Below are 18,813 nucleotides of genomic sequence, written 5' to 3'. Positions count from 1 at the left end.
AGCGGAGGTGCGGCTTTGCGGCTACTCCTTCAGGCGGTACAGGTTACTTCGTGACCGGAGCGCACGCCGCCCAGTTCGTGTTCGTCGTGCTCCTCCTCGTGGTCGTCGCGTTCGGCGCCCTGGCGCAGCGACTGCGGGTGCCGTATCCCCTCGTGCTGCTCGTCGCCGGCCTGCTGGTGAGCTTCATCCCCGGCCTTCCCTCGACGACGCTCGATCCGGACGTCATCTTCTTCGTGGTGCTGCCGCCGCTGCTCTACGGCGCCGCCTGGAATACGCCCTGGCGCGAGTTCTCCCACAATCTCGTCAGCATTACTTCGCTCGCCGTCGGTCTGGTCGCCTTCACCGTGGCCGGCGTCGCAGCCGTCGCCGGCTGGATCGCGCCCGGTTTCGATTGGCGGATCGGCTTCGTGCTGGGCGCCGTCGTCTCCCCCACCGACGCCATCGCCGCGACCTCGATCGCGAGGAACATGGGGCTTCCGCGCCGCATCGTCGACGTCCTCGAAGGCGAGAGCCTGGTCAACGACGCGACCGGCCTGCTCGCGGTCGAGATGGGCGTGCTGCTGCTCACCTGGGGAGAGATTCCGCCGGCCTCGTTCGTGCTCTTCCGGCTCAGCTATCTCGTCGCTTGCGGACTCGGCGTCGGGCTGCTGCTTGGCCTGGTCGTCGACTGGTTCGAGCGGCGGATCGACGATGGACCCATCGAGATCGCCATCAGCGTCCTCGTGCCGTACGGCGCGTACCTGATCGCTGACGCGATCCACGCTTCTGGCGTCCTCGCGGTGGTTGCTGCCGGTCTCTACCTCGGCCGGAGGAGCACGTACTTCTTCTCGCCCACCGTCCGCCTGCAGGCGTATTCGGTCTGGAACGCGCTCACCTTCACGCTCAACGGGCTCGTCTTCGTCCTCATCGGCCTTCAGCTTCCGGTGGTCGTGGCCGGCATCCAGAAGGCGGGTCTCGGGAAGATGCTCCTTGCCGGAGCGGCATTGAGCGCCGTGGTCATCGCCCTCCGCGTCGTCTGGGTGTTTCCAGGCGCACGGCTTTCGTACTTCATCCGCCACCGTTTCCTCCATCAGGAGGATCCGATACCAACCCCGCGGCAGCTCCTCATCGTCGGCTGGGCGGGTATGCGCGGCGTGATCGCGCTGGCCGCGGCGATGGCGCTGCCCCGCACCTTGGCGGAAGGAACGGCGTTCCCGCTGAAGAACGCGATCGTCTTCTTCACATTCTGTGTGATCGTCGCCACGCTCCTCTTCCAGGGACTGACGCTGCCCCCGCTGATCCGGCTCCTCGGCCTGGAGACGCCCCCAGGACCGGACTGCGAGGAAAAGGAGGCGCGCCGGATCGTGCTCCAGTCGGCGCTCTCGCGCCTCGAGCAGATTCGCGCGGGCGGCAGCGATGCGTTGACGCCGGTGTACGACGATCTGGCGCAACACTACCGCCAACGTCTCGCGAACCTCGACGCCGCTGGAACCGGCGATGGCGATGTGCACCGCACGTCCCGCGAGATCTCCCGCGAGCTCCTGCGCGCCGAACGCGAGTCGGCCATCCGGCTCCGCGACGAACGGCGCATCAACGACGAAGTGCTGCGAGAGCTCGAGCACGAGCTGGACCTGCGCGAGGCGCGCACCCAGCCCGCGCGCAAGTAAGCGGCTACGCCCGCAAGATTGCTTCGAGGGCCGCTTCGTCGCCGCGTTCCATGGCTGCCTCGACGAGCAGGCTTTCGCGGTCGCGGTAGATCGAGGCCACCGCTTGCACCCGGCCTGCCTGCCGATACGCGACGATGCAATCGCGGCCGGCGATGTTGCCCTTGACCTCGATCGAGTCCCATCCCTCCGCGTGCCCCACGTATGCGATGGGCACGTCGTAGTGCTGGCTCCAGAAGAACGGGACAGCGCGATACGGCTCGCGCGCCCCCAGCATGGCGCGGGCGGCATGCTGCCCCTGGCGCTCCGCCACCACCCAGTGCTCCACGCGGATCGACCTGCCGCTGCGCGCGTCGGGAAAGCGCGCGATGTCTCCGGCTGCCCAGATGCCCTCCACGCTGGTGCGCAGGCTCGCGTCGACGACCACGCCGCGGTCCATCCGCAATCCGGCCAGCTCCGCGATCTGCAGCCGCGGCCGCACGCCGACGCCCATCACCACCAGCTCCGCCGGAATCGAAGTGCCGTCGTCCAGCGTCACGGATCCGGCGTCGATTCGCACCGGCTTGCGCCCGAGATGGAATCGGACGCCGTGTTCCCCGTGCACGGCGCGGACGAAATCGCCCAGCTCCGGCCCAAGAACGCGTTCCAGCGGCCGGCTCTCGGGCGCGACGACGGAGACGTCCAGGTTCCGCGCGCGCAGGGAGGCCGCCACCTCCAGCCCGATGAAGCTCGCGCCGATCATCACCGCTCGCTTGCCCGCCACGGCGCGCGCCGCAAGCGCCTTGCTGTCCGCGAACGAGCGCAGCGTGAGCGCGCGTTCCGCTCCAGGAATGGGGAGCCGGATGGCATCCGCGCCGGTGGACAGGAGCAGCGCGCCGTACCCGAGCGTCCGCCCGGTCGAGAGCCGCACCTCGCGCCGTCCGACGTCGATTGCGGTGACCTCGACCTGGTCGACGAGATCGATGCGCTGTGCGGGATAGAAGTCGCGGCCGCGCAGCGGCACCCATTCCTCCGGCGCAGTCCCGGCGAGATAGTCCTTGCTCAGGTTCGGCCGATCGACGGGCGCCTCCGCGCCGACCATCGTGATCGCCTTCTCGTAGCCTTGCCGGCGCAGCTCCTCGGCGCAGGCATTGCCCGCCGCTCCGGCTCCGACGATCACGACGCTCTGCGGTCCGGCGGCAGACCGCGGTTGGGCGATGGCGAGCCGCTCCCCGACGCGGACGCGACCGCCCTGCTGCTCGACGCGATAGCAGGCGATCGCGTCGCGCCCCGGCCGCTCCGGCGCGCCGGTGCGCAGATCGTAGCGGGCGTGATGCCACGGGCACCGGATCGTGCCGCCCTCCACGATGCCCTCCGCCAGTGGCCCTCCGTAATGCGAGCAGACGGCGCCGACGGCGCAGATCTCGCTCCCGCGACGCACGAGGACGACCGGTTCGCCCGCAGCATGGCCGAGGAGCTGCTCGCCATCCCTGAGCTGCCCGGCATCGAGACCGGCGCCGAAGTCCGGACCCTTCAGCTCCTGTGGCGTGCTCATGCGATCTCCCAGATGATGTGATGCGTCGACGGCCGGGAAGTTCCCGCCTCTGGCGTAATTCAGCGGCCGGTGGCGTCCCAAATCTCGCGCTTCAGCGCGAGGAATCCGGCGGAGAACCGCGTGTCCACCGAGCGCGGCCGCGGAACCGCCACCTCGAACTGCGCCTTGAGCTTGCCCGGGCGCTCGGAGAGCACGACGATCCGGTCAGCCAGGTACAGCGCCTCCTCCACGTCGTGCGTCACGAACAGCACCGTCTTGCGCCGCTGCTCCCAGAGCCGCGCCAGCGCGTCCTGCATCCGCGCGCGGGTCTGCGCGTCGAGCGCCCCGAAGGGCTCGTCGAGCAGCAGGATGGAGGGATCGGTGGCAAGCACGCGCACCACCTCGACCATCTTCGACATTCCCGCGGAGAGATCCTTCGGATATGCCGCCTCGAAGGCCGTCAGTCCGATCAGCTTGATCAGCTCGTCGCTGACCGCTTCCCGCGCCGACGGCTCGACGCCTTTGGCGAGCAGGCCGAACTCGACGTTCTCGCGCACCGTCATCCAGGGAAAGATGGCCTGCTCCTGCAGGACGTAGCCCCTCTGCCACCCGGGCCCGTCGATGCCCGACCCGGCGCAACGGACCTTTCCCGACGTCGGGCGAAGAAAGCCCGCGAAGATGCGCAGCAGCGTCGTCTTGGCGCAGCCCACCGGGCCCAGCACGGCGAGGAACTCGTTGTCCCTCACGCGCAGCGTGAGATTCTGCAGCGCGTGCGTCGGCGGCGGCCCGGAGTAGGTGTAGCTGACGTCCTCCGCTTCGAGCGCCGGCGGCGACAGGGTCGCCGTCATGCCGTTCGGCCCATCCAGCGCGTCGCCCGGGCGTGCAGCAGCAGCGCCAGCAGGTCGAAGACGAGCACGAGCGCGCCCACGGTCGCGAGCGCGATCAGCATCGTCGGCACCCGCGGGTAGGTGCCGGAGAGCGCCAGCAGGTATCCGAGGCTCGGCATCCTCGCATCGATCAGCTCGGCGACGACGATGGTGACCCACGCCAGACCGACAGCGATGCGGACGCTGCCGAAGATCGAGGGAAAGGCGGCGGGCAGGACGATCTTGCGGAAGCGGAGCCAGCGCCCCGCGCCGAGAGAAGCGGCCGCGTCGAGATAGACGCGCGGCACTCCCCGCACGCCCTGGTGCGCGCCGAGAAGCGTGATCACCGCGACGTTCGTGGCGATGAGGAGGACTTTGGAGGTCTCGCCGTACCCGAACCAGACCACGTAGAGCGGCAGCAGCGCGAGCGCCGGGGCGAAGCGGAAGAACGTCACCCACGGGTCCGCGAGGGATTCGATGCGGGACGCCCATCCCGTCAAAAGTCCGAGGAGAATCCCGGCGACCGAGCCGAGAACGAGCCCGATCGCGACCCTCCTCGTGCTCACCACCACGCTGTCCAAAAGGATCTCCGACTCGACGAGATATGCTCCCTCCTCGGCGAGCTGCTGCCAGGTGGGGAGGAGCTTGACGTTGTCGACGTAGTGCGCGCCCATCCAGATCCGATCGGGCAGACGCCCGCGACCGATCTGCGCCGCAATCCCGTACAGCACCGCGACCGCCACAAGGGCAACGATCGCCCGCCTGACCCGCACGGCGCCCATCATCTCGCCCAGCGCGTCAGCCGCGCGCTCCACGCTCTCGCCGCGAGGTCCATCGCCCACCCCGCACCGGCCAGCACGAGAATGCCGACGATGATCACCGCGGGATCCGACCGCATCTGCAACCGCGACGACCACATGCCTCCGCCCACCAGGAGGTTGCCCATGCCGTTCTCGGCCATCAGCATCTCGGCGCCGACCGCCGTCATCCAGGCGATGGCGACCGAGTACCGGAGACCGCCCAGCATCGCCGGTGCGGCGGCCGGCAGCACCACCTTGGCGAGGAGGAGCCGTCCCCTCGCTCCGAGCGATCGCGCAGCCACCACGTACTTGCCGGCGACGTCGCGCACGCCGTGATAGGTGGGAATCACCGCCGTGACGGCGACCGCGTACACGATGGGAATCAAGCGGTGCGCTTCGCTGTGCCCGAGCCAGAGCATGATGTAGGTGATGAGCGACAGCGGCGGCACCGAGCGGACCAGGACGTAGATCGGGTGCAGGTAGTCATCGGCGCGGCGGCTCCAGCCCATGAGAAGGCCCATCAGCATGCCGAGCGGCAAGCCGACGATCAGACCGAAGAGGACGCGGGCCGTGGTGACCGCCAGCGACGCCTGCAGCGTCACGCCCTCCTGCAGCAACGTGTCGACCTGGTCGCTGGAATGATGGTGATGCGCCGGCATGTCCATCCCGGGCATGTCGCTCGCGGGCGACTGTTGACCGCGTCCCACCAGCGCCGCGAATGCACCCGCGATGTCTTCGGCGGGCGGGACGATGTCAGGTCGCGAGATGGCCCGCGCGACCAGCATGTACGCGAAGATCAGCGCTGCGAGGGAGACGATCCAGAGGAGGGAGCGGCGCGCCAATCGGCTATCCGTGGATCGTGCTCATCACTTCCTTGTTGTCCATGACCTGCCTTGGATCGCCCTTATAGATGATCTCGCCGCGATCGATCGCATAGAGGCGGTCCGCGACCCGGCTCGCATTGGCGAGGTTCGACTCCGCGATCAACACCGAGATTTTCATCTCCTTGATCTTCCGCACGGCGTCGATCAGCCGCGTCACGACCACCGGCGCGAGCCCCTCGAAAGGCTCGTCGAGCAGGAGAATCGCCGGCGACAGCATCATCGCCCGCGCGATGGCCACCATCTTCTTCTGCCCGCCGCTCAGGAACAGCCCGCGCCGCTGGGTGAACTGCCGCACTTCCGGAAACACCGAGTAGACGCGGTCGTTCGCCTCCGACTCCTGTGCGGCCCGTCCCGACGACTTCGCGAGCAAGCGGCAGATCTGCAGATTTTCCTCCACCGTCAGGTCGGGAAAGAGGCCGCTGTCCTCGGGCGCGTAGCCGATGCCGAGCCGCGCTCGCCGGTACGGCGGCATCGTGCTGATGTCCTGGCCCTGGAAGGTGATCTTGCCGGAGCGCAGCGGCAGCAGGCCGATGATGCTGTCGATGGTGGTGGTCTTGCCGGCGCCGTTGCGTCCGACCAGGACCACTGATTCCCTGTCGCCCACTTCCAGCGAGACCTGCCGGAGGATCTGCGCGCGGCCGCGATACGTATGGATGGCCTGCAGCTCAAGCATGGGTAGGCCCGAACACTGCGTCCTTCACCGACTCGTTGCTGCGAATCTCCTCCGGGGTGCCGCTGGCGAGGATCAGGCCCTGGTGCATGACCACGATGCGGTCGGAGTACTTGAAGATGATGTCCATGTCGTGCTCGATGACGACCGCGGTGATCCTGTTCGACCGGACGATCGAGCTGATCACGTCCATGATCGGCGCCTTCTCACGCGTGCTGACGCCGCTGGTCGGCTCGTCGAGGAAGAGCAGCCGCGGCTTGAGCGCGTAGGCGACGGCCACGTCGAGCAGCTTGCGCTCTCCCTGGGAGATGCCGCCGGCGAGCTGTTGCGCTTTCAGATCCAGCCCGAACTGGTGGAGGATGTCGTTGGCTTCGTCCCAGATCGCGCCGTAGTGATCCGCCAGAGTGAAGAACCAGCGGGTCTTTCCCTCGCGGGCAAAGATGGAGAGCGCCACGTTGTCGACGACCGTCAGCTCGTCGAAGAGGTTGACGATCTGGAAGCTCCGGGCGATGCCGCCCTTGATGCGGTCCTGCACCGACTGGTTCGTGACGTCTTCACCGCGGAAGACGATGCGACCGCTGTCGGGCTGCAAGAGGCCGCTGATCAGGTTCACCAGGCTGGTCTTGCCCGCGCCGTTGGAACCGATCAGCGAGACGACCTCGCCCTCGCCGATCGCGAAGTCGACCTTGTCGACGGCGTGGGTATCGCCGAAGTACTTGGTCAGCTTCGTCGTCTCCAGGTAATTCATTGCGCGAACCGCCTCCTGGCCGCCGCTGCCAGCAGCTTGGCCGTGCCGACGATCCCGGTGGGAAGCGCGACGACCAGCACCACCAGGACGATTCCGAGCAGCGCCTGCCAGTACACCGTGAAGCCGACGGCGTAAGTCTTCAGGTAATTGAAGACTACCGCGCCGACGATGGGGCCGGTGAAGTTGCGGAAGCCGCCCAGCACGGACATGAAGACGATCTCTCCCGAGAACGGCCAGTAGAGGATGTCCGGCGTGGTGAGCCCGTTGAGCGGGACCCACAGCGCTCCGGCGATGGCGGTGAAGACTCCCGACACGAGGAAGGCGAGGAGCCGGTAGTGCCGGATCCGGATCCCGACGAAGCGCGCCCGGGTCTCGTTGTCGCGGATGGCCTGCAGCGCCTTGCCGAACGGCGAGTGGACGATGACCCACATCACCGCCACGAAGACGACGAAGACTGCCAGGACGTAATAGTAGTAGCCGTGGGAGAGGAACTGGATCTTGTCTTCCTTCTCTCCAAACGCGACGCCGAGGAGCTTCGGCGTCGGCACGCGCAGGCCGTCGGTCCCTCCGGTCACCCAGAAGAACTTGAAGGCGAGGCTCCAGAGGACCTGGGAAAGCGCGAGCGTGAGGATGCTGAAGAAGATGCGCGTGTACCGGACGCAGACGTAGCCGAAGACGAACGTCACCACGATGGAGGCGACGATGGTGCCGAGGAGGAACAGCTCCATCGACTGGAAGTGCAGGTACTTGACCATGAACGCCACCGCGTAGGCGCCCACGCCGAAGTACGCCGAATGGCCGAAGGAGAGCAGCCCCGTGTAGCCGAGCAGGAGGTTGAAGCCGAGCACGGCAATGGCCATCACCAGGCCGTAGGCGAGCAGGATCGTCTGGTACGGATCGAGCGCCCAGGGGGCCAGGCCGAGCAGCGCCGCGATGGGCACCGCCCAGACCAGGATCCAGAGCGGCGACCGCAGCGCCGCGGGGCGGAGGGCGATGGCGCTCATGTCGCCCGGCCAAAGAGTCCCGCCGGTCGGACTAGCAGCACGATGGCCGCGATCAGGTAGAGCACCGCCAGCTCGATCTCGGGAAAGATGCTGATGCCGATCTCCCGGATGATCCCGACGATCAGCGCGCCCACCAGCGCGCCCTCCAGGCTTCCCAGCCCTCCGACGACGACGACGATGAAGGAGAGCACGAGCGCGTCCACGCCCATTCCCAGGACCGCCGACTGGCTGGGAACGATGATGGCGCCGCCGAGGCCGGCCATGAAGCAGCCGATGGTGAAGGCCTCGACGTAGACGAGGTTCACATTGACGCCGAGGGCCGAGGCCCGCCGCATGTCCTGCGAGGTGGCCCGGAGGAGGATGCCGAAGTTGGTGCGATAAATGAACGCCCAGAGGAAAAGAGCGGCCAGGCCGCCGACGGCGATCACCAGCAGGTTGTAGCGGGGATAGATCCAGTCCCCGACGTTCATGCTGCCCATCTTCTCGAAGAGCGTCGTCGCGGAGACCGGATAGGGGCCCCAGACGAAGCGCATGACGTCCTCGAGGATCATGAGGATGCCGAACGTGACGAGCAGCTGGTATTCCTCCGGCCGCCGGTAGAAGGGCCGGAGCAACGTCGGCTCGAGGATCGCGCCGAGGGCTGCTGCCCCCAAAGCACCGAGCGGAAGGAGCAGGTAGAGCCAGGCCGAGGTCGAGCCGGCGAACCATTGCCCGACCGCGGATGCGGTGATGAACGCGCCCAGGGCAAAGAGGTTCCCGTGCGCGAGGTTCACGATCCGCATTACGCCGTAGATCAGGCTCAACCCGCCGGCGATGAGGAACAGGACCGACGCGTAGAGGAGCGCGTTGAACAGGTGGATGACGAGGAGGTCCACCTGCGTCGGTTCAGGCTGTCTTCACCGTCGGCCAGGTCTGGTCGATCCAGGTATAGGTCGACGTCGGCTCGCCCTTCGGCCATCCCGGAGGCGCAGTGATGTTGCGGATCGGGATGGTGATGATGCGGGCCGGGTCGAGGATCGGGAACGGATAGTCCGGGGTGTTCTTGCTGAAGCCGGTGATCGCGTCCTTGTAGCCCTGGTGGTTGTCGGGGCGGATGTAGACGTAGCCGCCCGGCCCGGGAATCATCATTCCCTCGAGCTGGCCGATGATCGCGTCGTCATCGGGCCATCCGCCCATCAGCTTGTTCGCCTTCTCCAAGGCCGTCTTCAGCGCGTAGGTCGCGGTGTAGGCGCCCTCCGCCTGGAAGTTCGGGTACTCGTTGAACTTGGCGTGGTACTTCTCGACGAAGGTCTTGTTGAGCGGCCACCGGTTCCCGGCCGGATAGCTGAAGTGGTAGTTCGCGTGCACGCCGCTGAGCACGCCCTCCGGATGGTCCTTTCCGATGGACTGCGGCGCCGACCCCAGCGCCAGCGTCGTGGCGACCTTCATCTTGCTGTAGAGCCCGTGCTGCAGCGCCTGCTTGTAGAAGGCGACGTAGTCGCCGCCCCAGAGCGAGGTGACGAGCAGGTCCGGCTTGGCCCCCAGCGTCTTGGTGATGTGCGGGGTGAAGTCGGTGGAGAAGAGCTTCGGCCACGCTTCCGAGACGTTCTGCGCGTGGGGAAGCAGCTTCTTGGTGACGATGCTGAAGTGGTCGAAGCAGTTGCGCCCGTATGAATAGTCGGGATGGATGTGCGCGACCTTCTTCACGTCGGGCCAGGTCATGGCGACGCCCAGGGCGCAGGTCGATCCGTCCGCCGACTGGATGTTGGTGATGCGGAAGATGTAGCGCGGGTTGGGGACGGCCTTGTCGAAGAGGAAGTCGGTGCAACCATCGACGAAGATGGTGAGCAGCTTCAGCTCTTCCGCCACGGGGCCGAGGGCGGGCGTGTTGCCGCTCGAGGTGATCCCCATGAACATGTCGATCTTCTCGGAGAGCTTGAGCCGGCGCATCTCCTTGGTGTTCGCGTCGGTTCCGGCCGCCTCGTCGGCCTTGAGGATCTCGATCTTCCTCTTCCCGAGCAGGCCTCCCTGCGCGTTGATCTCGTCGGCCGCGAGCAGGTTGCCCTTGTACATGGGCTCGCCGAGCACCGCTCCGGCGCCGGTGAAGAACGTCATGTGGCCGATCTTGAACGGCTTGTCGGGGATGGTGCCCTTCGCCTTCTCCTGGGCGTGGGCCATCGACGCCATCCCCAGACCGGCGGCCGAGCCTCCGACCGCTGCTACCGCGGTGACTCCGAGTTGAGAGAGAAAATCCCGCCGTGTGGGTCGCGCCTTCATATGGCCTCCTGAAATCAGGGAGCTGCGACTGGAGATGACTGGCCGCGCTAACACACCGCCATTGAAAAAGTCAACGGCGTCCGGTTGTCGATCGCCTGGCCGTCACGTATCCTCCGCCTCCGCGAAAGGGGCTCTGGATGTTGGGGAAAGGCCTGACTTTAGTCGGACAAACGTTCCGCGGAATCGGCGCTGCGCTCCGGTCCAGGGCGAAAGTGGTCTGGGGAGTGACCGCGGCGGTGGCCGTGTTCAATCTCGCGGCGCCGGTCGCGATCCTCTCCATCGCGCGCAGGCCTTTTGATTTCTTCACCTTCAATCCCTGGCTCTCCCGCCTTCCCGAATATCTCCGGTCCGACGAGCCGCTGGCGAAGAAGCTTTCGTTCCTCTCCAACATGGCCATCGCCTGGGTGAGCGCCGACAACAAGGTCGAAGGCATCGACTGGGGCTTCATCATCGACGTGCCCACCCTCGCCCGCATCGTCGTCACCTCCCTGATCTTCGGGACCTACTTCGCGCTCTGGTCGTATCGGCGGCGGCAAGGAGAAGCTTGCGGGGTCGGCGCCAGGGCCGCTCGCCCTGCGGGCGTCGCCGGCGCGATGACCAGCATCCTGGGGCTGACCACGGGCCCCTGCACGCTCGCCGGTTGCGGCGTTCCCGTGCTTCCCGTCGTGGGACTCGCCTTCACCGGGCTCTCCAGCGGCACGCTCACACTCTTCAGCACGCTGTCGCGCATCAGCATCGCGGTGGTGCTCGTGGCGATGGCCCTCGCGGTCATCTGGCTCGGCTGGCGCGCGGGCAGTCCTTCCAACGACGCGCTCCAACCAGCCTGAGGAGGACGGATGGCTTCCGAATACGCGTTCGAGCTCGCTTCCTCCAGCATCCGATTCGGCGCCGGCGTCACGCGCGAGATCGGCATGGATCTCGCCGAGATGAAGGCGAAGCGGGTGATGGTCCTCACCGATCCGAATCTCGCCCGGCTCGCGCCCGTCGCCACCGTGGTCGAGAGCCTGCGCGACAACCGGATCGGATACTCGCTGTTCGATCGCGTCCACGTCGAGCCGACCGACGTCTCCTTTCGCGAGGCGATCGAGTTCGCCACGCAGGGCGACTTCGACGCGTTCGTCGCCGTGGGCGGCGGATCGACCATCGATACCGCGAAAGCGGCCAATCTCTACTCCACGTATCCGGCCGACTTTCTCGACTACGTCAACGCGCCCATCGGAAAGGGAAAGCCTGCTCCCGGGCCGCTCAAGCCGCTGATCGCCGTTCCCACCACTGCGGGAACCGGAAGCGAGACCACCGGCGTGGCGATCTTCGACTACACGCCGCTGCACGCGAAGACGGGCATCGCCCATCGCAGGCTGAAGCCCATGCTCGGCATCCTCGACCCCGAGAATACGCGCTCGATGCCGCCGCAGGTCGCCGCGACGAGCGGATTCGACGTCCTCAGCCACGCCATCGAGTCCTACACGGCGATCCCGTTCCACCAACGCCCACGTCCGGAGCGGCCCGTCCTGCGGCCCGCCTACCAGGGGTCCAATCCGATCAGCGACGTCTGGTCGCTGGAAGCGCTGCGCTGGGTCGCGAAGTATTTCGTCCGCGCCGTGGAGAATCCCGACGACGACGAGGCGCGACAGAAGATGCAGCTCGCGGCGTCCTACGCCGGCGTGGGATTCGGAAACGCCGGCGTGCATCTTCCGCATGGAATGTCCTACCCGGTCTCCGGAATGGTGCGCGATTTCCGGCCCGAGGGATTCCCTGGCGACCACCCGATCGTGCCGCATGGCATGTCCGTCATCCTCAACGCTCCGGCGGTGTTCCGCTTCACCGCACAGGCTTGCCCGGACCGGCACCTCGTGGCCGCGGAGATCCTCGGCGCGGACGTATCGCGGGCGAAGCCGGAGGACGCCGGGAAGATCCTTTCCGACCGGCTGATCGCGATCATGCAGCGACTATCTATGCCCAACGGCCTGCGCTCGGTGGGGTACACGAAGTCGGACATCCCCAGGCTGGTCGAGGGCACGCTGCCGCAAGCGCGCGTGACGAAGCTCTCGCCCCGGCCCGTGTCCGAGACGGACCTCGCCCACCTCTTCGCAGACGCGCTCGAGGGCTGGTGAGGCGATGAAGATCCGCGCGGCGGTGGTGCAGGCGGCGCCCGTGGCGTTCGATCGCGCGCGAACGCTCGACAAAGTCGCCGATCTGACGGCGGAGGCAGCGCGGCAGGGAGCGCAGCTCGCCGTCTTTCCCGAGGCGTTCGTGTCGGCCTATCCGAAGGGCCTCGACTTCGGGGCGGTGGTCGGCCGGCGGACGCGCGAAGGCCGCGACCAGTTCCGCCGGTATTTCGAGAGCGCGGTGGAAGTGCCGGGGCCTGACGTGGACCGGATGTCGAAACTTGCGCGCCAGCATCGCCTGCATCTGGTGGTCGGCGTGATCGAGCGCGACGGAGGCACGCTGTACTGCACGGTGCTCTTCTTCGGCGACGACGGCGCGTTCCTCGGCAAGCACCGCAAGCTGATGCCCACCGCCGCGGAGCGGCTCGTCTGGGGCTTCGGGGACGGTTCGACGCTCTCGGTGTTCGACACGAGCCTGGGGCGGCTCGGCGCGGTGATCTGCTGGGAAAACTACATGCCGATGCTGCGCATGGCGATGTACTCCAAGGGAGTGCAGCTCTATTGCGCCCCGACGGCGGACGACCGTGAGACCTGGGTGCCGACCATGCGCCATGTCGCCCTCGAAGGCCGCTGCTTCGTGCTCACGGCCTGCCAGGTCCTGCGGCGCTCCGACCTGCCGGCGGACATCCCCAATGCATTGGGTGAGGCGCCGCAGACGGTGCTCATGCGCGGAGGAAGCTGCATCATCGATCCGGCGGGCAAGGTGCTGGCCGGACCGGTCTTCGAGGAAGAAGCCATCCTGTGCGCAGAGCTGGACATGGACGAGATCGCGCGAGGGAAGTACGACTTCGACGTGACCGGGCACTACGCGCGCCCGGACGTCTTCCAGCTCTCCGTCAACGAGCGTCCCTTGAAGCCGGTGGTGCCTGAACGATGAACAAGCCTGCCTTCAGCGTGGCCGCGCCGGTGCGCGCCGGCGACTTCCAGGTGATGTCGCTCGTCGGCTTCGCCCACGGAACCTCGCACTTCTTCCACCTGGTCATTCCCTCGCTGTTCCCCTGGCTGATGTCGGAGTTCAACCTCAGCTTCACCAAGGCGGGCACGCTGACCACCGGGTTCTTCGTCGTGTCCGGCATTGGCCAGGCGGCGGCCGGGTTCGCGGTGGATCGGTACGGCGCGCAGCGCGTCCTCTCCGCCGGGCTTGCGCTGCTGACGCTTTCGGCGCTGGCGCTCGCATCGGCGCAGGGCTACCCGGCGCTCGTCGCGGCCGCGTTGCTCGCCGGAGCGGGGAACGCCGTCTTCCATCCCGCGGACTTCACGGTCCTCAATCGCCGCGTCTCGCCGGCGCGCCTCGGTCACGCCTTCTCGGCGCACGGCGTCGCCGGCAACGTAGGCTGGGGCGTCGCGCCGGTGATGATGGCGGGCATCGCTTCCGCCGCGGGTTGGCGCGCGGCCGCGCTGTCCGCTGCGGGTCTGGGACTCGTCGCGTTCGCGTCGGTGGTGCTGCTGCGCGGGAACCTCAGCGCTCCCGCGCCCGCTCATGCCGCCGGCGCCGGTCATGCCGCGGAGCGCAGCTCGCCGTTCGCGTTCCTGCGCGTCGGCGCGGTCTGGATGTGCTTCTTCTTCTTCCTCGCCTCGACGATGGGCGTGAGCGCGCTGCAGAATTTCGCTCCCTCGGTGCTGAACCACGTCTACGGTCTGCCGCTCACCGCCGCGGCGTCGGCGCTGACCATCTATCTGCTCGGTGGTGCGGCGGGAATCGCCGCGGGCGGATTTCTGGCGGCGCGCTACGAGGCGCACGAGCGCGTCGTCGCCGTGCTGCTGGTGATGTCGGCGGCGATGGCACTGGTTCTCGCGAGCGGCGGAGTTCCGCCGGTGACCGTCACTCCTTTGATGGCCATCTTCGGCTTCTGCACAGGCACCGCGACCCCTTCTCGCGACCTGCTGGTCCGGCGGGCGGCAATGGATCGCTTTGGACAGCGCTCGTTCGGGCGCATCTACGGCTTCGTCTATTCGGGCCTCGATGCCGGATTGTCGGTAGCCCCCGTCCTCTTCGGACCATTGCTGGACCGGGGAATGTTCCCGTCCGTGCTCTACGGCGTCGCGCTGTTCCAGGGATTGGCGGTCCTCGCCGCGCTCCGGGTGGGTCACGCGCGGGTCGAGGCCGCGGCAGCCGCATGACTCCGCTGCACACGGTGCGCACGATGTGCCCGATGAACTGCCATCCCACGCTCTGCGGGATGCTGGTCGACGTCGAGGATGGGAGCGTCAAAGCCGTTCGAGGCGACCCGGACAATCCCGACAGCCGGGGATTCCTCTGCATCCGCGGCCAGGCGGCGCGCGAGATCATCGGCAATCCAAAGCGCATCGTGCATCCGCTTCGCCGCGCGGCGCGCAGTGGATCGTGGCAGCGCACGACCTGGGAAGACGCGTTGGATACCATCGCCGCGCGGGCGCGTGCCGTCGGGTCGGCGGCAGTCGGTACCTGGTCGGGGCATGGATTCTTCGCCAACGACTACGGCACGCGGATCTCGTCCGAGCTGCTCCGCAGGTTCGCCAACCTGTACGGCTGCCAGTGGTGGAGCCCGACGATGATCTGCTGGGGGCTCGGCGCCTTCGGCCTCGGCCTCACCGGCGTTCTGCGCGTGAACACGAAGGAGGACATGGGGTCGCACGCGGCGCTCATCCTCCTCTGGGGAGCGAATGTCGCGAGCCAGCCGCTGACGGGCCGTCACCTGGCTGCCGCGAAGCGCCGCGGCGCGTACGTCGTCACCATCGACGTGCGGCAGACGGAGGCGTCGGCGCAGTCGGACGAGACCCTGCTGATCCGGCCGGGGACCGACGCCGCGCTCGCGCTCGGAATGATGCACGTCATCGTCGGCGAGCGGCTGTACGACGCCGCTTTCGTCGAGCGGAACACTCTCGGCTTCGACGCGCTCGCCGCCCACGTCGCAAAGCATGACGTGCAGTGGGCGGCAGCGACCACCGGCGTGAGCGCCGATGGCATCGTCGCGCTGGCGCGCCGCTATGCCTCGACCAGGCCGGGGATGATCCTCCTCGGCGGCAGCTCGATGCACAAAGGCGTCGAGGGCTGGCAGGGCGCGCGCGCCGTTTCCTGTCTGCCGGCACTCACGGGAAATCTCGGCATCGAGGGCGCCGGCATGGGACCGAGGCATGCGGGGATGACGCATGGCCAGGGTCTCACCAGCATCGCCGCGCGCGAGCGAAGGCGGCCCGGCGACTACGTCCCGAACCAGATGTCGAAGATCACCGAGTCGCTCGAGACGGGCCGCGTCCGGGTCTTGTTGTTGTTCGGCACCGACATGGTTTCGTCGTTCGCGGATGCGGCGCGCGTCGGCAGGGCGCTGGACGGCCTGGATCTGCTGGCGAGCTACGACCTGTTCATGCACGACACCGCGCGACGCCACGCGGATCTGCTCCTGCCGGCGACGTCGTGGCTCGAGGATACCGGGTGCAAGAGCACGAACACGCACCTGTACCTGATGCCCAAGGTGCTCGAGCCGCCCGGCGAGGCGCGATCGCCTTCCTGGGTGCTGCGCGAGCTCGCGCGCCGCCTCGAGGTTCACGACTTCTTTCCCTGGGCCGAAGGGACCGGCCCGCTCGACGCCATCCTCGACCACCCCGCCACCGGGCATGCCACGGCAGCCGCGCTCGCTGCCGAGGGCGGAATGCGCGCGCTGCGCATCTCGCACGTTGCCTATCCAGATCTCAGGTTCGACACTCCCTCTGGAAAGGTCGAGCTCGTCTCCGATCGGGCGCGGAGCTTCGGTCTCCCCTCGCTTCCGGTGTACGAGCCGCCGCCTGCCTCGCCGTATCCACTGGCGCTGCGCTTCGGCCGCACGCTGAATCACTTCCACGCCTTCTACGATCACGGCCGGATGCTGCCGACGCTGGCAGAGGCGGATCCCGAGCCGCGCCTCTGGATTTCGCCGGCGGATGCCTCGCGCCGTGGAATCAGCGACAGCGACACGATTCGCATGTTCAACGACCGCGGCGAGATGAAGGCGCGCGCATCCGTCACCGACCGCGTTCCGCCAGGCACCGTCTGGATGCGCGACGGCTGGGAGGGGCTGAACACTCTGACGTCGGGAGCCGCCCTCGTGCCCGACGCCGCCGTCGACCTGTTCGAGACCTTTTCCAGCGGCCAGGCCGAATTCGAGGCTGGCGTCGACGTGGCCGCGGCGTGAGTCCGTGGAGGAAGATCTTCGCCGCGCTGTACGACCGCATGATGGCGGAAGCCGAGAAGGCCGGGTTGTCGGCGCACCGGCAGGCGCTGCTCGCCGGCGCCAGGGGACGCGTGCTGGAGATCGGCGGGGGCACGGGCGCGAACCTGCCCTTCTACCCCGACAGCGTGACCGAGCTGGTGATCGCGGAACCCGAGGAGCCGATGGCGATTCGCCTCGAGCGCAAGCTGCAGCGCTACCGCATTCCGACGCGCGTGGTTCGCGCTCGCGCCGAGCAACTTCCGCTGGAGGCAGCGAGCTTCGACTGCGCGGTCGCGACTCTCGTGCTCTGCACGGTGACGGACCCGGCTCGCGCGCTGGCGGAGATCCGCCGGCTGCTGAAACCCGGCGGCCGGCTGCTCTTCCTCGAGCACGTGCGGTCGGAGGATCCGGGGCTCGCGCGCTGGCAGGATCGCCTGCGCATGCCGTGGTCGTGGATCGGATGCGGTTGCCAGTGCAACCGGCGCACCGTGGCGAACATCCACGCGGCAGGATTTGCCGTGTCGGACTTGCGACACGAGATCTTTCCGAAAGCGGCACCGCTGGCGCGTCCGCTCGTGATCGGCTCAGCTGCCATTTGATCATGCGAGGTAGCGGCGGAACCAGGTCAGGGCACGCTCCCACGCGACCGCCGCCGCCTTGGGATCGTGAACGTCCCTGCGATCCTCGTTCATGAAGGCGTGGTGCCCCTTGTACCGGTAGATCTCGTTCGTCTTCTTCGCCGCCTTCAGATCGTTCTCGAACGCGTCCACCTTTTCCGGCGTGATCCAGTCGTCCTCGCTCGCGAAGTGCCCCTGCAGCGGCACGCGCACGTCCTTGCCGGAGGCGACGTTGGGGGGCGGCAACCCATAGAAGCAGACGGCGGCGTCCAACTCGGGGATCCGTGCCGCGCCGATGACGGTGACCGCACCGCCCATGCAGAACCCGGTGAGCCCCACCTTCGACGCCGTCTTCTTCAAGTGCGCCACCGCGCCGCGCACGGCGTCCTCGGTGACAGCCTTGAAATCGAGCGCGGACATCGCCGCGCTGGCGGCGCCTTCGTCGTGGTAGGGGACGACCTTTCCGCCGTAGAGATCGGGAGCGAGCGTCGTGAACCCCGCCAGCGCCAGCCGGTCGCACACGGCCTTGATCTGTCCCTGCAAGCCCCACCACTCCTGGATCACGACGATGGCCGGCGCTTTTGCGTCGCCCGTCCGCGAGTAGTAACCCTCCGCGGTGCCGCCGCGCATGCGAGCAAACGAAGTCATGTCTCCCATGGATTCCTCCGTTGCGTCGCGACAGTGTAACGCGCGGCTAGGACGCTGTATGGAGAAGGCGTGAAAGACCGCTTCGACCCGCTCGAATTCGTCTCGCGGCACGGAGTCGTGCTCGCGTCGGGAAAGGGCGCGGTGCCCAATCTGGCGGAGGCCGTCGCCGGCGAGCCGATCCGCGGGAGTTGGTGGGGTCATCCAAGAGGGAAGGAGATCTTTTCCGCCCTCAACGCCGTTGCCGACTCGCCCGACGTGCTCTGCTTTCGCCTCGTGGACGGCAAGATCACGTACGTGCACCGCAGGCTCTGGCCGGCGGTCGTGCGGCTCGCGGACGAACTGGGACCGGCGTCCGTGACCGCGGTGCGCCAGGAGCACACGTCGAGCGGGGCGCACCGCAACGTGCTGACGCCCTTTCCCAAGTGGGTGCCGCGCGAAACCCGGTCGGCGGCGGAGAAGCTCTCGCCGGACGAGGCGCGCACCCTGCTTGGCCACTGGGCCGTGCGGCGGCGGCGGACGAGATCCGCCGCCGCCCGGCGACCCCCCGGGTAATCACCTCACCGGCACATCGACTTGATCCGGTCTTCCTGGGCGCTGGACTTGTTCCAGCGGTCGTCCTTCGGATTGAAGACCTGCGGCACCATGAAGTCGTTGGGATCGATCTGCAGGCGGAACTCCGGCCAGTCGCTTTGCACGAAGCCCATGTTGTACGCCGTCTGCTGCCAGCTGAGCTTGTGGTACAGCGCCGAGCCCGCCTGAGCGACGTCGGTCAGATGGCCCGGGTAGTAGACCTTGGGCCTCAGGTGCTGCTGATACATGATGATGTCGCG

At 67.7% G+C, this 18,813-nt stretch carries 18 protein-coding genes; 8 read left to right on the top strand and 10 right to left on the bottom strand.

Annotation, left to right across the window (positions count from 1 at the left end; translation table 11 throughout):
• The first annotated feature begins 50 nt into the window (after positions 1-50).
• Positions 51-1,646 (top strand): Na+/H+ antiporter, encoded by a 1,596-nt coding sequence (locus tag E6J58_20305; protein ID TMB33639.1) that lies wholly within the window; start codon positions 51-53, stop codon positions 1,644-1,646.
• 4 nt (positions 1,647-1,650) lie between these two features.
• On the opposite strand, the gene E6J58_20300 is transcribed toward E6J58_20305, so the two are convergent.
• The 9 genes from E6J58_20300 to E6J58_20260 are packed head-to-tail and all read right to left on the bottom strand — an operon-like array spanning position 1,651 to position 10,384.
• Positions 1,651-3,177, bottom strand: a complete 1,527-nt coding sequence (locus E6J58_20300) for a Rieske 2Fe-2S domain-containing protein (protein TMB33638.1) — start codon at positions 3,175-3,177, stop codon at positions 1,651-1,653.
• Between the two features lie 59 nt (positions 3,178-3,236).
• On the bottom strand, positions 3,237-4,004 hold the full coding sequence (locus E6J58_20295) for an ABC transporter ATP-binding protein (GenBank protein ID TMB33637.1): 768 nt from the start codon (positions 4,002-4,004) through the stop codon (positions 3,237-3,239).
• Positions 4,001-4,837, bottom strand: coding sequence for an ABC transporter permease (locus tag E6J58_20290; GenBank protein ID TMB33636.1), 837 nt, complete (start codon positions 4,835-4,837; stop codon positions 4,001-4,003). The genes E6J58_20295 and E6J58_20290 overlap by 4 nt, the downstream gene beginning before the upstream one ends.
• Positions 4,804-5,664 (bottom strand): ABC transporter permease subunit, encoded by an 861-nt coding sequence (locus E6J58_20285; GenBank protein TMB33635.1) that lies wholly within the window; start codon positions 5,662-5,664, stop codon positions 4,804-4,806. Before E6J58_20285 ends, E6J58_20290 begins: the two co-directional genes overlap by 34 nt.
• Before the next feature lie 4 nt (positions 5,665-5,668).
• Entirely contained in the window at positions 5,669-6,379 is a 711-nt protein-coding gene (locus E6J58_20280; protein TMB33634.1) for an ABC transporter ATP-binding protein, read from the bottom strand.
• Complete coding sequence (locus E6J58_20275; protein TMB33633.1) at positions 6,372-7,124, bottom strand: ABC transporter ATP-binding protein; 753 nt, start codon at positions 7,122-7,124, stop codon at positions 6,372-6,374. The genes E6J58_20280 and E6J58_20275 overlap by 8 nt, the downstream gene beginning before the upstream one ends.
• A complete protein-coding gene (locus E6J58_20270) occupies positions 7,121-8,128 on the bottom strand; it encodes a branched-chain amino acid ABC transporter permease (protein ID TMB33632.1) in 1,008 nt (335 codons plus the stop codon). The genes E6J58_20275 and E6J58_20270 overlap by 4 nt, the downstream gene beginning before the upstream one ends.
• Complete coding sequence (locus tag E6J58_20265) at positions 8,125-9,003, bottom strand: branched-chain amino acid ABC transporter permease (GenBank protein TMB33631.1); 879 nt, start codon at positions 9,001-9,003, stop codon at positions 8,125-8,127. Before E6J58_20265 ends, E6J58_20270 begins: the two co-directional genes overlap by 4 nt.
• Positions 9,004-9,013: 10 nt before the next feature.
• The gene (locus tag E6J58_20260; GenBank protein ID TMB33651.1) at positions 9,014-10,384 is read right to left on the bottom strand and encodes a twin-arginine translocation signal domain-containing protein; all 1,371 of its coding nucleotides are present in this window, start codon (positions 10,382-10,384) and stop codon (positions 9,014-9,016) included.
• A gap of 137 nt (positions 10,385-10,521) precedes the next feature.
• On the opposite strand from E6J58_20260, the gene E6J58_20255 reads away from it, so the two are divergent.
• Genes E6J58_20255 through E6J58_20230 form a run of 6 tightly spaced genes read left to right on the top strand, consistent with a single transcriptional unit; the run spans position 10,522 to position 17,317 of the window.
• Positions 10,522-11,211, top strand: coding sequence for a hypothetical protein (locus tag E6J58_20255; protein ID TMB33630.1), 690 nt, complete (start codon positions 10,522-10,524; stop codon positions 11,209-11,211).
• A 9-nt stretch (positions 11,212-11,220) separates the two neighbouring features.
• Positions 11,221-12,498 carry an iron-containing alcohol dehydrogenase gene (locus E6J58_20250; GenBank protein TMB33629.1) on the top strand — a complete coding sequence of 426 codons (1,278 nt, stop codon included), beginning with the start codon at positions 11,221-11,223 and terminating at the stop codon, positions 12,496-12,498.
• Between the two features lie 4 nt (positions 12,499-12,502).
• Positions 12,503-13,429 carry a carbon-nitrogen hydrolase family protein gene (locus E6J58_20245; GenBank protein ID TMB33628.1) on the top strand — a complete coding sequence of 309 codons (927 nt, stop codon included), beginning with the start codon at positions 12,503-12,505 and terminating at the stop codon, positions 13,427-13,429.
• On the top strand, positions 13,426-14,673 hold the full coding sequence (locus E6J58_20240; protein ID TMB33627.1) for an MFS transporter: 1,248 nt from the start codon (positions 13,426-13,428) through the stop codon (positions 14,671-14,673). The genes E6J58_20245 and E6J58_20240 overlap by 4 nt, the downstream gene beginning before the upstream one ends.
• Positions 14,670-16,700 carry a hypothetical protein gene (locus E6J58_20235; protein ID TMB33626.1) on the top strand — a complete coding sequence of 677 codons (2,031 nt, stop codon included), beginning with the start codon at positions 14,670-14,672 and terminating at the stop codon, positions 16,698-16,700. The genes E6J58_20240 and E6J58_20235 overlap by 4 nt, the downstream gene beginning before the upstream one ends.
• 38 nt (positions 16,701-16,738) lie before the next feature.
• Entirely contained in the window at positions 16,739-17,317 is a 579-nt protein-coding gene (locus E6J58_20230) for a class I SAM-dependent methyltransferase (GenBank protein TMB33650.1), read from the top strand.
• On the opposite strand, the gene E6J58_20225 is transcribed toward E6J58_20230, so the two are convergent.
• Positions 17,318-17,992 carry a dienelactone hydrolase family protein gene (locus E6J58_20225; protein ID TMB33625.1) on the bottom strand — a complete coding sequence of 225 codons (675 nt, stop codon included), beginning with the start codon at positions 17,990-17,992 and terminating at the stop codon, positions 17,318-17,320. It lies immediately after the preceding gene.
• A 60-nt stretch (positions 17,993-18,052) separates the two neighbouring features.
• Here E6J58_20225 and E6J58_20220 point away from each other — a divergent pair, with 60 nt between their 5' ends.
• Positions 18,053-18,535, top strand: a complete 483-nt coding sequence (locus tag E6J58_20220; GenBank protein ID TMB33624.1) for a hypothetical protein — start codon at positions 18,053-18,055, stop codon at positions 18,533-18,535.
• Positions 18,536-18,813: the final 278 nt, after the last annotated feature.

Source organism: Deltaproteobacteria bacterium, from assembly GCA_005879535.1.
Classification (GTDB): Bacteria; Myxococcota; Myxococcia; order Myxococcales; family 40CM-4-68-19; genus 40CM-4-68-19.
The sequence above is the reverse complement of the archived record's forward strand: the minus strand, read 5'-3'. Positions and strand labels throughout refer to the sequence as shown.

What these genes read in the sequence shown, in the direction of transcription:
- E6J58_20245 (TMB33628.1), top strand. Translation starts at nt 12,503, where the DNA reads ATGAAGATCCGCGCGGCGGTGGTGCAGGCGGCGCCCGTGGCGTTCGAT.
- E6J58_20300 (TMB33638.1), bottom strand. Translation starts at nt 3,177, where the DNA reads ATGAGCACGCCACAGGAGCTGAAGGGTCCGGACTTCGGCGCCGGTCTC.
- E6J58_20260 (TMB33651.1), bottom strand. Translation starts at nt 10,384, where the DNA reads ATGAAGGCGCGACCCACACGGCGGGATTTTCTCTCTCAACTCGGAGTC.
- E6J58_20280 (TMB33634.1), bottom strand. Translation starts at nt 6,379, where the DNA reads ATGCTTGAGCTGCAGGCCATCCATACGTATCGCGGCCGCGCGCAGATC.
- E6J58_20235 (TMB33626.1), top strand. Translation starts at nt 14,670, where the DNA reads ATGACTCCGCTGCACACGGTGCGCACGATGTGCCCGATGAACTGCCAT.
- E6J58_20270 (TMB33632.1), bottom strand. Translation starts at nt 8,128, where the DNA reads ATGAGCGCCATCGCCCTCCGCCCCGCGGCGCTGCGGTCGCCGCTCTGG.
- E6J58_20230 (TMB33650.1), top strand. Translation starts at nt 16,739, where the DNA reads ATGATGGCGGAAGCCGAGAAGGCCGGGTTGTCGGCGCACCGGCAGGCG.
- E6J58_20250 (TMB33629.1), top strand. Translation starts at nt 11,221, where the DNA reads ATGGCTTCCGAATACGCGTTCGAGCTCGCTTCCTCCAGCATCCGATTC.
- E6J58_20225 (TMB33625.1), bottom strand. Translation starts at nt 17,992, where the DNA reads ATGGGAGACATGACTTCGTTTGCTCGCATGCGCGGCGGCACCGCGGAG.
- E6J58_20275 (TMB33633.1), bottom strand. Translation starts at nt 7,124, where the DNA reads ATGAATTACCTGGAGACGACGAAGCTGACCAAGTACTTCGGCGATACC.
- E6J58_20255 (TMB33630.1), top strand. Translation starts at nt 10,522, where the DNA reads ATGTTGGGGAAAGGCCTGACTTTAGTCGGACAAACGTTCCGCGGAATC.
- E6J58_20295 (TMB33637.1), bottom strand. Translation starts at nt 4,004, where the DNA reads ATGACGGCGACCCTGTCGCCGCCGGCGCTCGAAGCGGAGGACGTCAGC.
- E6J58_20240 (TMB33627.1), top strand. Translation starts at nt 13,426, where the DNA reads ATGAACAAGCCTGCCTTCAGCGTGGCCGCGCCGGTGCGCGCCGGCGAC.